Here is a 13,186-nt window from a genome sequence, read left to right on the forward strand (position 1 = left end):
CATGAACGCCCAGACCACACAGCCTGTCCCCCCGATAGCGCGCCATATCCATGCCCGCGGGCTGAGGGTCGTGCTGATTACCGGCCATCTCCCCCTGCAAAAACGCAAAGCGTCGATGCAGTGGTTCTGCGAAGACGTGCAAAAGCGCGGCGGCCATGTGACGATGGTCAGTGTCGGGTATAGCTGGCTGTCCAGATGGCGCAAAGACCGGCGGCTGATGCAGGTCGACGGGCGCGTACCCGAAGGCTATCGCCGCCTCTCCCCTTCTTTCGATGCGTATTTCGGCTATGCGCCGATCCATCCGTTCAGCCTGCGCCAGCCGCTGCTGGACGCGCTTATGGCCCCTGCGATGGCGCTGTTTCGGGGGTATTGGGCCAAACGGCTTCCCGCCCTTCTGGCAGAGGCGGATCTGGTGCTCATTGAAAGCGGACCGCCCATCCTGCTCGCCGATATCGCCAAAAAACATGCACCTCATGCGAAATTCGTCTATCGCGCCAGCGATGACTGCAAATCTTTGGGGCTGCCCCGAACGGTGCTTCAGGCCGAACTGGAAAAGGCGCCGCTTTTCGACCGGATCAGCATGGCAGGCCCGCAGATCGCCGCGCGGTTCCACGACTTTGCGCAAACGCGGATCGACCCGATCGGCGTGCCTCGCGCGGTTCTGGAACAACCGATGGCCTCGCCTTTTACAGGGCAGAGGGGCTGTCAGGCCGTTTGCGCCGGAACCACCCAGATCGATCTGGCCAGCGCCTCTCTGATGGCCGAAGCCCGCCCCGACTGGACCTTCCATATTCTGGGCCGCATCGCCCGCAAGCCGGATGATCTGCCCGCAAATCTGGTGCTGCATGGCGAAGTCAGCTATGAGACAAGCGTCTCCTATATCCGATATGCCGATATCGGGCTGGCGCTGTATCGCGACCTTCCGGGCATCGAATATCAGGCCCATCACAGCAACCGGATGCTGCTTTACCGCTATTTCGGCCTGCCGATCCTCGGGCCGCATCGCGTCTTCAGCGGGATCTCGCTGCGCGGTGCGGGCTATGAGGCCAATGATGCGGCCAGCATCCGTCACGCCCTGGACCGTATCGCCACCCTAGAGCGCGGTCCGGGAGATCCCGATATCGAGGATTGGTCCCGTCTTACGGACCGTCTGCTCTCGGTGCTGCCGGGCGTGCATTGTCAGGTTGAAAGCAGGCGTCCCGCATGACGAGAAAACTCTGGATCTTATCGCCAATCGCGCTTCTGGCCTTCTCCTGGACGCTGACCATCGGCATCGGGGCCCTGCCCTTTCTCAACCCCGAGCATTACGGGCTGGCCCTGTATTTTCTGGCCCGCGAAGAGCTGGGCCCCGAGCTGATCAGCTGGGCCGGCATCCTCTGGCTAGGGGTGGCCTTGATGTTTTTCGTGGCCCTGAGCGGGCTGACCCTGCTGGGGGCACCGGACCGCTTCGACGCCCGCCCCCATACCGATCTCGACCGCATGGCCCGGCGGGTCTTTCGGGTCAACTGCTTCTGCCTCGGCGTGACGCTGGCATGGATTGCGGTCAGCGCGGCACAGATGGGCGGGCTGGGCGCGCTGGTCGCACAGGCCCAAAGCAATGCGCTGGCCTTGCGCGACCAGATGCTGGAAAACAAGCTGTTCAGCGGTATGCGCCTGCTTTACGGCGCCTTGCCTGCAACAGGCGCGATGGCCTGTGTGCTGCTGGCCGCAGGGCGCAAATTCGGCACGTTGTCCCCCCATGCGCGGCGGCTTCTGCTGAGCGTAGCTCTGACCGACCTCGTCGCGCTGACCCTGCTGCCCATCATCATGTCCCAGCGGATCCTGTTGCTACATCTGCTGATGGCCAGCTATTTCGGGATCTGCATGGTGCATCGGCGCATCGTCGCCCTGCCGCAACTGGTGCTCGGGGCGGGGCTGTTCCTGCTGATCTGGATCTTGCGCGAATCCGTGACCAATCCGACGCTGTCGGATCATGGCGCGGTCGAACTGGGGCTGCAGAAGCTGGTCTTCTACGCCTCGAATGATCTGCTCAACACCCTACAGCCCTTCACGCGCGATTTCGACCATACGCTGGGCTTCTTCAGCTTCCGCTTCCTGCTGATCCTGACCCAGACCGAAGGCAGCGTGCTGAGCCTGATCCCATCCCGCCTTGAAGGTGTGGAAGAGGTGCGTGGCGGCGGTGAATGGTCCATGCTGACAACCCCCTATGTCGATTTCGGCGTTGCGGGCGCCTTGGTTTTGCTGGCGTTTTTCGCCGTCGCAACCGCTGTCACCTTCCATCGCGGCCATTTCAGCCTGACCGCCGCAGGGCTTTACGCCCATATGGCGGCCGGTTTCATGCTGTCCACACATGTCCAATATTTCACCAATATCAACTTCGTCGTCATCCTGTGCCTGACCGGCTTTATCGGGGCCTCCGCCCCCCTGCGCAGCCTGCCTGCCCTGCGCCCCACCTACCCTCTGGCCAGAAGGAGAAGCCCGTGAAAATCATCCATATTCTCACCCGCTTGCTTCATGCCGGCTCGGAAGAGAACACCATTGCCACAGCCGTCTGGCAGGCCCTGCATGGCCATGAGGTGCATATCGTCCACGGGCCCGACCCCGATCCAAGCTGGGCCGAGGATTACGGCCATCTGCTCAGCTTCCACACCCTGCCCGATATGCGCCACCCCGTTGCTCCGCTGGCCGATCTGCGGGCAGTTCTGGCCTTGCGCACCCTGTTTCGAGCCCTTGATGCGGATGTCCTGCACACCCATCAAAGCAAGGCAGGCGTTCTGGGCGCGCTGGCTGCTCCGGCCTGTCCGCGCATGGCCGTGCTGCGCGGGCTGCATATCGTGTCCTTCGAGACCCCCTCGCCGGTCAAGCGGGCCCTGTTTATCGGTTTGGAGCATCTGGCGGCGCTGTTCAGCGACAGCTATATCGCCGTCTCCGAGGCGACAGGGCAGGCCTATCTGCGCGCGGGGATCACACAAGAGGTCGCCACTGTCCATTCGGGCATGGATCTGCGCCGCTTCCGCACGGCCCTACCGGCCGCCGACCTTGCCATACAGGGGCCGGTCCTGCTGATGTTGGCCGCGTTCGAGCCCCGCAAACGCCATGCCGAATTCCTGCGCGCTTTGCCGCCGCTTCTGGCCCGCCATCCCGATCTGCGGGTCTATCTTGCCGGAAAAGGCCCCGAGCAGGACAGGATTGCCACGCTGATCCGGCATATGGGCCTTGCGGCGCATGTGCATATGCTGGGTCACCGGACCGATCCCGAGGCGCTGATTGCGCGGGCCGATCTTTCGGTCCTGTGTTCCACCAATGAGGGGCTGCCGCGCGTGATCGTCCAGTCGCTGGCCGGAGGTTGTCCGGTTGTGGCCTGCGACCTGCCTGCGCTGCGCGAGGTGCTGCGCGACGGGGAGAACGGCCTTATCTGCCCGCCCGACGACCTGCCCAGCATGATGGGCACCATCGACGCCCTGCTCCAGAGCCGCGGCAGGCTGGCGCAGCTGGCACAGGGGGCGCGCGACACGGATCTGTCGAAATGGGAGCTGGACCGCTTGGGCCGCGAAAGCACCCGACTGAGCCAGCAGGCATGGCGCCATCGTCGCGCCCGCCAAGCGGGCTATGCCTATCATCGCGTCCCGAAGGAGGCCCCGCTGTGACCCCCGCGCCGCGCCGTCTGGTGCTGAATGCACGGTTCCTGACCCAGGCCCAATCGGGCGTCCAGCGCTATGCCCATATGCTGATGACAGCCTTCGACCGGCTGCTGGAGCATCCCTCGCTGGCGCAGCGCCTCGGGCCGGTCACGGCCTATTATCCCGCGGATGCAGGGCTGCAGGTTACCCCCGCATGGCGGCATATCACGTTAGAGCCACTGCCCTGCCGATGGCCGGGCGGTGGCCATATCTGGGAACAGACCGCCTTGGCCCGCGCGGCAAGGGGGGGGTATCTGCTCAATCTGACGGGGTCCGGTCCGGCGCTGCATCGCGACCAGCTTCTGGTGATCCATGACGCCAATATCTGGCACGTCCCCGACGCCTTCTCGCGCCGCTATCGCGGTTTTCACAAGACCCTGCGTCCGGTTCTGGCCCGCCGCGCGCGTGATCTGGCAACGGTCAGCCAGTTTTCCGCACAGGAACTGGCGCAGGTGCTCGACCAGCCGGAACTGCGGTTTCGGGTCATTCCCAACGGTGCCGACCATCTGGTGCCGCCGCGGGATTGTGCCGCTGTGATGTCCGCTCTGGGGCTGTCGAAAAACGGATTCTTTCTGGCAGTGGGCAATCTGTCGCCCAATAAAAATCTGGTACGTCTGGCACAGGCAATGGCGAAACTGGGCTATCCGCTGCCTCTGGTGATTGCGGGGGCCGAAGCCTCGGGGCTTGCCAAGGCCGGTCTTCCGCCCGAACTGGCACACTCTGGGCAGGTCCGCTTTCTCGGGCGGGTCGATGATGACACGCTGGCCGTGCTCTATGCCAATGCCCGCGCCTTTCTCTGGCCCCCGCTGCGCGAAGGGTTCGGGATCCCGCCGCTTGAGGCGATGCGCTTCGGCATCCCTGTCCTGTCATCCAACAGCACCGCCATGCCCGAGGTTCTGGCACAGGCTCCGATCTATTTCGAGCCACAGGACGTGGAGGATATCGCCCGCGCCATCGCGCAGTTTCTGGCGCTGCCGACCGAAGCCCGTGACGCGCAGGTGATTGCCGGATATGACCGCGCCCGCCGCTTCAGTTGGGACCGCTCGGCCAAGCAACTGGCCGAATTGCTGACCAAACGCCTGAGCTGACACGCGGCAGGCGCGGTGGGGCTAGGCCCGCCCGACCTGCCGCACCATGTGCCACCAGCACAAGGCCACCCCCCCGCAGCCGCCGCCAAATGCGACCGCCCCGAAAGGCAGGGCCAAACAGGCCGTCAGCCCCGCACAGAGCAGATAGGGCAGCCCGACAGCCCAGAGCAAGGCCCGAACCTCCAGCCCGATCAGCCGCAACATGCGCGGCAAAAGCAGCCCCAAGGCAAGATAGGAGGCCAGCACATGGCCAAGGATCATCGCCTGCGCGGACACCGGCACCATCAGGACAACACATCCGGCGCTCAGGCCCAATCCCAGCCCCGCACGCAGGAAGGCCCGCCCCGCCCCCTTACGCACCACCAAAGCCTGATCGACCCCGAGAACGGTCGTCGCCACCGGCCCGAGCGCGGCAAGCGCCTGCACCATTGGCGCGGCGAGCCCTGCCGCAGATGCCCCCAACAGCGCGTTCAGCACCGGCAGCGCCCAGACTGCCACCGCCATATAGGCCGGTGCCGACACAAGGGCCGCCAGCCGCAGAACCCGCACAACCAGACCCGCGCTCCGGTCCTTGACCCGCATCATCACGGGCAGCACCAGAAAGCGCAGCGGCGCCAATGTCAGCGCATCCACAAGCTGGAAGATCCGCTGTGCAATCTGGAACCCGCCCGCAATCGCACCGCCATAAACCAGCCCCAGCAGAAACTGGATCAAGGGCAGGGCCGCCCCCGCCACAAGCCCGCGTCCGGCAATCGCCATCACCTCGGGAGCAAGGGCACGCATCTGTGCCAGACGCGGCCCGTCAGAAGGCCACCACCGCGCCATCCGCCATGACAGAAGCGCCGAGGCAACAGCGTTGATCACCGCAAACCCGACCAGCGACCAGACCCCGCCGCCCATCGCATAAAGCGCAAACCCGCCCGCCCCCGAAAGAAGCTGCACGGCGGCGGTGCGCAGCGCCAGTGCCCGCAGCCGCAGCGCCTGACGTAGCTGCGCCTCCTGCACCGCACTCGCCCCCTGAAACAGTGGCACCAGCAACAGGGTGGCGATCTGGGCCTGCATATCCTGCAACGCCCCCACCCCCAGATATGCCAGACCGATCAGCCCCAAAGCCAGCACCGCAATGCCGACCGTCAGCGCCTGCGCCAGCCAGAACAAGGCCGCCAGTCGCGCGGCATCGGCAGGCGCGGTCAACACCACCGCATCGGCAATGCCGCCCTTATGCAGCACCTGCGACCACCGGAACACTGCAAGCGCCGTTGCGAATGCCCCCAGATCCGCAACCGGCAGCAACCGCGCCATAGCAAGGAAAAAGATCACATTGCCGCCCAGTCGCGACAGTTGCAGCACCACAGACCAGAGCGCCTTGGACATGGCTCAGGCCCCGCCGCGATAGACCCCGCCCTGCGCGGCGGCACGAATATGGCGGTAGATGGCAAGATCGGGCGCGCAGATATCCTCGATCCGCGCCCGCAGATGGGGCGGGCATTGCGGCGCCGGATCGGGGCGCTTGTTGCGCGACAAAGGCAGGAGAGGGCGACCGGCCAGCCGTCGCAATGCGGCACGGAACGCGGCCCCCTCGTCAAGAAACCCGACCAGTGCGAAACCCTCGAGCGCCTGACAGGCCCGCGCGACATCTGCGGCAGGAGCGGCACTGTGATGCTGATAGGTGCCGGCGAAATAATACAGATATTGCGAGCCGAAACGCTGCGCAGGCTCGGTTTCGAGAAAGGCCTCCAGCAGATCGGCCCGCGCCGGATCGGGATGGCGGCGCTGGACATAGGCGTAATGCGACAGGAACCGTGCGACGGGCTCGCGCAGCAGGCTGACGCAGGCCCGCTCTGGCGCAAGCTGCGCCACCAGATCCGCGTTGAACTGCACATGGGCCGAAATACAGCGCAGGTTGCGCTCCAGCATCTGGGCCAGCTCGACCCGCCGCACGGCATAATCCGCCAAGATTAGGGCCGTGTCGCGTGCCTGCGGCTCTAGCGCCTGCGCGATCCGTTTGGTGCGATCAATGTCGATTGTTCCCTGAGACGGCCAGAAGGCCAGCCGCAAAGCCGCACCGAAGCTGGTACCACCGCATTTTGGGACGTGAATATAGAGGAAGGATCGGGACATGACACTCGGCACAGATAATTCGAATGCAATCGATTTACCTTAATGGCGTTAAACGCGAATTAACCGAGATCGGCGAATGCTCGAAAAAATAGATCTCTTTCACCGCGTTCGCGCATCGCTTCCGGTTCGTAAATGGTACAGACTTTACAGACGTTTTCTGCCTGTCCTCTTTTGCTGCCGCAAGATGCCGTCAGAGGGGGCATATCATGAGCATTCAATCGGGCTTTCGCACAAGCCAGCCGCATCTGAGCCTGTCAGGCGCGCCGGACCAGATCGCCGTGACCGATGGTCAGGTTGCCACGACGCTGAAAACACTCTGGTCGGGACGGTGGCTGGTTGCCAGCACGACGGTACTGGCACTGGGTCTGGGGCAGCTCTGGCTGTCGGAATTTGCCACGCCACTCTATCGCGCCACCACCTCTGTCCTGCTGGAGCCGCAAGATGAAAGCCTGACCGATCCGGACCGCGTGCCCGACCGCGCCCGACCGATCGATGACACGATCCGCCGCACCGAAGTCGAAATTCTGCGCGGTCGGGCCTTGCTGGGCACGGTCGTCGATGATCTTGCACTGACCGCGGATCCGGAATTCAACGCCAGTCTGCGGGCCCCCGGATTTGGCGCGCGGCTCAGGGCCCTGTTCCCCGGACAGGCCAGCACACGCCCGACGCCCGACCAACAGCGCGAGGCGGCAATTTCGGTGCTCAGCGAAAATGTCACCATCCGCAATCTTGCACCGAGCCTCGTGTTCGAACTGAGCGCGGTCACCGAGACCCCGCAGAAATCGGCCCTGATCGCCGACCGGCTCGCACAGAACTATATCAGCCAGCAGATCGCGCTGAAACGGCACGAAAGCGATAATGCGATCCGTTGGCTGGGGCAGCGGCTGACCGATCTCCAGCACCAGATCGAGACCTCCAATGCCGAACTGTCGCGACTGAGCGGTTCGGCGGCAACAGAGACCGCGCGCACGGTGGTGCAGACCCGCCGCCTGCAGAAGCTGGAAGACGATCTGGCGACCGCGCGGCTGGCCCTGTCCGAAAGCCAGCGCCGTCTGCAGGCTCTGCCCGCCACGGCTGCGCCCGACGCGCGTGCCACCCGCGAGGCGCAAGTGGCGATCGACGCGGCCACGCTGCGCAATCTCGAACGCCAATATGGCGAGATCGACACCGGTCTGCGCAGCGAGACGGAAACGGCCACCCGCCAGAAGTTGCTGGAACAGCAAAGCGAAACCGATCTGCTGGTCTATGGCCATTTCCTGACCCGCCTCAAGGATACGATCGCCCGCGAAGGCCGCCAGATGGCCGATAGCCGCGTCCTTTCGGCAGCAGTCGAACCGGGCGCGCCCTATCTGCCGCGACCACCTCTGGTGCTGTCGCTCAGCGCGATGCTGGGGGCGGCCTTGGGGTTGATGATCTTGCTGTTGCGGCAGACATTCCGGCAGACCATCCGTTCGGCCCACGAGCTGGAAGAGTTCACCGGCCAGAAAGTGATCGGCCAGCTTCCCCGCCTGCCGGGCGGCAAGGGACGCTCGAGCATCGATTTCCTGCATGACTATCCGGATTCGCCCGCCGCCGAGGCCCTGCGCGGGCTGCGCACGAATATCGTGCTTGAACAGTTGTTGCTGGGCCAGAAGGTGATCGCCATCACCTCGGCCAATCCGCAGGAGGGCAAGACCACGGTCTCGCTGGGGCTTGCCCGTCAGATGGCCAGTCTGGGCAAGCGCGTGCTGGTGATCGAGGGCGATCTGCGGCGGCGGGTCTTCAAGGAGTATCTTGGGGTTGCAGCCGCACAGGACATGATCGGCGCACTCACCGGAAGCCTGTCGCTGGCGGAGGCGGTGCATACCGATCCGCGTAGCGGGATGGATGTGCTGTTTGGGGCGAAAACCCACGGCAACCCCGCCGATATCTTCGCATCAGAGGCGTTTTCGCGGCTTCTGGCCGAGGCGCGCGACAGCTATGACTATGTCATCATCGACACCCCGCCCGTGCTTTGCGTGCCCGACACGCGGATCATCTTGCAGGGCTGCGACCGGGCGCTGTTTCTGGTCAACTGGAATATCACCACGCGGGTCCAGGTGCGCGACGGCCTGGCCGCGCTGCACAGCTCGGGGCGTAAACTCGGGGGGCTGATCCTGAACCGTATCGATCCGCGCAGCACCAAAGAGTTCTACTATACGGCCTATTACAGCACCGAGACAGGGCGTCCCAGCCAGCGCCCCCTCTGACCGGCGCCCTCTCAGACTGGCACCGGCAAGCTTCCGGCGGGTCTGGGCCGGAGCCGCCCCTATTTCTCCATCATGTCGCGGTAATAACGGCGCAGGAAAAACAGACCCAATGTGCCGCAGATCAGAGCGACCAGATAGACATAGCCGGGATTGAGATATTCGGCGTGATAGGAATAGTAGAACGCCGTGCGCATCTCGCCCGTGACATGGACCAGCGGGTTCCAGTTGAGCCATGTGCTATAGGGGCGCGGCAAGGTCTCGTGCAGCAAGATGACCCCCGAGATCAGCATCAGCGGGCGGGTGATGACACTCCAGACCATCTGCCAGAGCGGATGGCGGGAGATCAGCGTGCATAGCAGCATCCCCACCCCGAGCCCCAGACAGGACGCCATCAGATAGGCAGACAGAACGCGCGGCAGGATGAACGTCGTGCGGGTGTCATAAACCATCAGGATGACCGAAAGGATGATGGTCGAATTCAGCGCCTGCGTGGCAACATTGAGGATGAAACGCGCCAGCACCGCATCAAGGAAGGTCACACGCGGGTAGCTGAGCAGCTGCCGCGAGAAGTTGATGGCTTGCGACACTTTCGTGGAGGTGGTGGTAAACATCCAAAGCGGCATCATACCCGTGGCATAGAACAGGGCGAAATTCTTCCCCAGAGGCGGCGAGCGGAAGCCGATAGAGAAGATCGCCACCAAGACCGCAATCCCCAGAACCGGTTCGAGGATCGCCCAGAGATAACCACCGGGCGAGCGGCCATAGGTCGCGCTCATCTCGCGCAGGATCAGGGCAAAAATCGTGCGGAACGTGCTGAGCGGTGGCGTGCTTTTGACAGAGCGCAAGCGGCCAAGTTCTTCGGGGCTGAGCTGGTCAATCGGGTTCTGGGTCATTTCTGTTTCATATTCCGATTGTGATGGGCGATGGCCTCGTCGACATCCGGATAATAGGTCAGGGTGCCTTTTTCCAACACGGCCCCCGCCGTGCAGATCCGGCGGATCTGCGCATCCGAATGCGAGACATAGATGGCCGAACGGGAGCGCACCCGATCCAGAAACATCGCGTTACTCTTGTCGCGGAAGCTGGCATCGCCCGCAGCGGTCACCTCGTCCACGAGATAGGTGTCAAAATCCAACGCCATATTGATCCCGAAACTCAGCCGCCCGCGCATCCCTGAAGAATAGGTCCGCACCGGCATATGGAAATGCGGCCCGAGCTCGGCAAATTCCTCGACAAAATTCACCATCTCGTCGGTATCGGCCCCGTAGACCCGTGCCACGAACAGGGCATTCTGCGCACCGGTCATATCCTGATGCATGGAGCTGGCCAGCCCCACGGGGTAGGAAATCCGCCCGTCGGTCAGCACCTCGCCGGAATTCGGCGAGGACAGCCCCGCGATCATCCGCAACAAAGTGGATTTGCCCGCGCCGTTCCGGCCCAGCAGGCCGACCGATACACCGGTCGGAAACACGGCATTGATCTGGCGGGCGACGACCTTTTTCTGACCTGCCGCGCGGAACACTTTGGTGAGGTTTTTCAAAACGATCACGACATGCCTCCCGCGCGCTTAGCGGCGATCTCTCAGGGCATAGGCAACCAGAACCACCAGAACCCAGACCATCGTCATGATGATGGCCAGCAGCGCCACGATCTCGCCGCGCACGGGCTCCATCGACGCTTCGGGCATCGAGGGCCGGATATGGGCCGCAAGATAGCGGCTCTGGCGGTTCGCCTCGGCTTTGGCGGTATCATAGGCGGTCATTGCGGCGGTGTAGCTTTGCTCGGCAAATTGCTGGTCCACCGCAAGGCTTTCATATTGCCCGACGATATTGGCATAGCCCTCGCCATCGGTCATATCGCTGGAGGCAGGCGCGCCGCCGACGGTCCCGCTCAGCCCCAGCTTCTTGCGCTCGGCGGCGATACGGTCAGAGATCACCTGCACGCGGCGTTCGGTCTGCACGATCCGCGGATCATTGTCGCGCGTGGTCTGGCGCAGGGTGTCCAGCTCGATCAGCGACTGCGCAAGCTGCTGTTGCAGCGAGGACAGCAGCCCCACCTGCCCCTCGATCAGCGATTGCGGGTCCACGATCTGGTTTTCATTGCGGAACTGGGTCATCGCCGCGCGGGCCGTTTTCAGACGCTGCACCGCCGTTTCAAGCTCGTCGCGCGCATAGCGGATCTTGTCTTCCCGCGCGATCTGCGACAGGCGGTTGATCATCTTCGAGCTCTCGTCGAAAATCGCCTGTGTCAGCTTATGGGCATCTTCCGGCGTGAAGGCCTGCGCCTCGACATCGATCAGGCCGGTGCCGCTATCGGAATAGACCTGAACCATGCGGCCCCAATAATCGGTCAGATCCTCGATCGTGCCGCCGGGATGATAGGCATACCACGGGTCGTCCCCCCAATGCCACCAGCGATCCCCCGCCTTGGCCCACATCTTGCGCAGGTCCAGTTTGGCATCAAGCGCGCGCACCAGCTCTTCGCTCTTGATATAATTATACAGAATATCGGTATCCGAGGAAGAAGACCCCGAAATCTCGGCCAGACCGCCCAGCATCTCCATTGCGGAGGACGTGTTTTCGGATCGCACGGAAAACCCAACATGGGAGACGTAGCGATCATGGGCGCGCGTATAAAGGTAGAACGACGCCAGAAAGACCGGCAGCACCACAATGAACAGGAAACTCAGCGCCATTGCCCGGTGGCGCGATTTCAGCGCCGCCATCGCCACCGTCGGCGCAACCAGAATCTTGTCTTTCAAGGGCGTCTCCGCAGATTTTCCCTGAGGCTTGCCCTGCGATTTTGCCTGCGGCTGCGGCTGCGGCTGCGGCGGAACCGGTGCGGCTTTCGCCTGAGCCGGATCGGGGGCTGGCTTTTGAGCCGGTTCCGGTGCTGCGGACGCTTTTGCCGCAGGGCGGGTTTCACCAACCTGCGTGATCTGGTCTTTCGTGGCGCCGGGCCGGGGGGTCTCGTTCACGTTTGATACGCCTGTCTTATTGCTCGGTGCGACTTTAACGAGCACAGCGCGAGATCTCTAGTCACGATTTTCCACGCCCGCCTGCCTCGGGCGCGCTACCCCTCCTGCGCGAAGGCCGCCGCGATCCGGACCAGATCCGCCCCCTGCCCCAGCAGCACCGCCAGCAGAAGCCGCGCTTTGACCGGCGGCAGGGCTCCGGCGAAAATCACCCCGGCGTCTTCCAGACTGCGCCCGCCGGAATCATTGCCGTAAACCGGTAGCGTCCGGCCTTCGGGGCAGCGTGTCGCCACCACCACCGGACAGCCCTGCGCCCGCGCCTGCGCTGCAGCCTGCGCAAATCCTTCGGGGGCATTCCCGCGCCCGAAGGCTGCCAGAACCACCCCTGTTGCCCCCGTCTCGACCGCCCATGACAGATAGCTCGGGCGGCTCCCCAGCCCCAGCAGGACCAGCTCGACCGCAGGATCAAGCCGTTCGGGTCTGTAGATCCGGCGGGGGGTCGCGTTGGCACGGGCCACGTAGACCTGCCCCTCGTCCACATCCCCGATCTTGCCAAACCCGGGAGAGCGGAACGTATCGACCCGCGAGGCATGGAATTTGGTGACATGGCGCGCCGAATGGATCTCGCCTTCGAAGACGATAGCGGCCCCCATGCCGGTCATCGCGGGACAGGCGGCGGCGCGGATGGCCTCGGCGATATTGCGCGGCCCGTCGGTATCGGCGACACCGGCATGGCGCTGCGCACCGGTAAACACCACAGGCTTGTCCGAGCCCACCAGAAGATAGGCCAGATAGGCGCTTTCCTCCATCGTATCGGTGCCATGCGTCACCACAACCCCGTCGATCTCCGGCGCGGAAAGCACCGTCTCGATCCGCTGGCAAAGCGCGAAAACCGTTGCCAGATCAAGTGCATAACTTCCCTTCGCCTGAAAGCTCTCGGCGCTGACCTCGATCCCGTCCAGCGGATCATGCAGCCCCGATAACAGGCTTTGCGCCGAAAGCCCCGCCGTCACCGGCCCGCCCTGTGTTTCGGCGCGCGACGCAATCGTTCCGCCGGTGGCAATCAGATGTATCCGTGCCATAGTCATCCTTTCC

The 13,186-nt window shown here is 63.8% G+C and carries 11 protein-coding genes; 5 read left to right on the forward strand and 6 right to left on the reverse strand.

Annotation, left to right across the window (positions count from 1 at the left end; genetic code table 11):
* Nucleotide 1: 1 nt before the first annotated feature.
* The 4 genes from WDB86_RS14575 to WDB86_RS14590 are packed head-to-tail and all read left to right on the forward strand — an operon-like array spanning nucleotide 2 to nucleotide 4,768.
* Nucleotides 2–1,207 (forward strand): hypothetical protein, encoded by a 1,206-nt coding sequence (locus WDB86_RS14575; RefSeq protein ID WP_341485817.1) that lies wholly within the window; start codon nucleotides 2–4, stop codon nucleotides 1,205–1,207.
* A complete protein-coding gene (locus WDB86_RS14580; RefSeq protein ID WP_341485818.1) occupies nucleotides 1,204–2,484 on the forward strand; it encodes an O-antigen polymerase in 1,281 nt (426 codons plus the stop codon). Before WDB86_RS14575 ends, WDB86_RS14580 begins: the two co-directional genes overlap by 4 nt.
* Nucleotides 2,481–3,647, forward strand: a complete 1,167-nt coding sequence (locus WDB86_RS14585) for a glycosyltransferase (RefSeq protein WP_341485819.1) — start codon at nucleotides 2,481–2,483, stop codon at nucleotides 3,645–3,647. Before WDB86_RS14580 ends, WDB86_RS14585 begins: the two co-directional genes overlap by 4 nt.
* Nucleotides 3,644–4,768 (forward strand): glycosyltransferase family 1 protein, encoded by a 1,125-nt coding sequence (locus WDB86_RS14590; protein ID WP_341485820.1) that lies wholly within the window; start codon nucleotides 3,644–3,646, stop codon nucleotides 4,766–4,768. Before WDB86_RS14585 ends, WDB86_RS14590 begins: the two co-directional genes overlap by 4 nt.
* Before the next feature lie 21 nt (nucleotides 4,769–4,789).
* Here the strand turns inward: WDB86_RS14590 and WDB86_RS14595 are convergent, their stop codons facing one another.
* Both WDB86_RS14595 and WDB86_RS14600 read right to left on the reverse strand, forming a co-directional pair.
* Nucleotides 4,790–6,142 (reverse strand): oligosaccharide flippase family protein, encoded by a 1,353-nt coding sequence (locus tag WDB86_RS14595; protein ID WP_341485821.1) that lies wholly within the window; start codon nucleotides 6,140–6,142, stop codon nucleotides 4,790–4,792.
* Nucleotides 6,143–6,145: 3 nt separating this feature from the next.
* Nucleotides 6,146–6,889 (reverse strand): sulfotransferase family 2 domain-containing protein, encoded by a 744-nt coding sequence (locus WDB86_RS14600; RefSeq protein ID WP_341485822.1) that lies wholly within the window; start codon nucleotides 6,887–6,889, stop codon nucleotides 6,146–6,148.
* 206 nt (nucleotides 6,890–7,095) lie between these two features.
* Between WDB86_RS14600 and WDB86_RS14605 the strand changes: the two genes are divergently transcribed.
* On the forward strand, nucleotides 7,096–9,117 hold the full coding sequence (locus tag WDB86_RS14605; protein ID WP_341485823.1) for a polysaccharide biosynthesis tyrosine autokinase: 2,022 nt from the start codon (nucleotides 7,096–7,098) through the stop codon (nucleotides 9,115–9,117).
* Nucleotides 9,118–9,176: 59 nt separating this feature from the next.
* On the opposite strand, the gene WDB86_RS14610 is transcribed toward WDB86_RS14605, so the two are convergent.
* The 4 genes from WDB86_RS14610 to WDB86_RS14625 all read right to left on the reverse strand — a co-directional run bounded on the left by WDB86_RS14610 (nucleotide 9,177) and on the right by WDB86_RS14625 (nucleotide 13,173).
* Nucleotides 9,177–10,010: an ABC transporter permease gene (locus WDB86_RS14610; RefSeq protein WP_330646968.1), complete on the reverse strand. Its 834-nt coding sequence runs from the start codon at nucleotides 10,008–10,010 to the stop codon at nucleotides 9,177–9,179.
* On the reverse strand, nucleotides 10,007–10,666 hold the full coding sequence (locus WDB86_RS14615; RefSeq protein WP_330646967.1) for an ABC transporter ATP-binding protein: 660 nt from the start codon (nucleotides 10,664–10,666) through the stop codon (nucleotides 10,007–10,009). The genes WDB86_RS14610 and WDB86_RS14615 overlap by 4 nt, the downstream gene beginning before the upstream one ends.
* 18 nt (nucleotides 10,667–10,684) lie before the next feature.
* Nucleotides 10,685–12,094 (reverse strand): capsule biosynthesis protein, encoded by a 1,410-nt coding sequence (locus WDB86_RS14620; protein ID WP_341485824.1) that lies wholly within the window; start codon nucleotides 12,092–12,094, stop codon nucleotides 10,685–10,687.
* Nucleotides 12,095–12,189: 95 nt separating this feature from the next.
* Nucleotides 12,190–13,173, reverse strand: a complete 984-nt coding sequence (locus WDB86_RS14625; protein ID WP_330646965.1) for an asparaginase — start codon at nucleotides 13,171–13,173, stop codon at nucleotides 12,190–12,192.
* Between the last annotated feature and the right edge of the window lie 13 nt (nucleotides 13,174–13,186).

Origin of the sequence: Thioclava sp. GXIMD4215, from assembly GCF_045291555.1 — a bacterium.
GTDB classification, from domain to species: Bacteria; Pseudomonadota; Alphaproteobacteria; order Rhodobacterales; family Rhodobacteraceae; genus Thioclava; species Thioclava litoralis.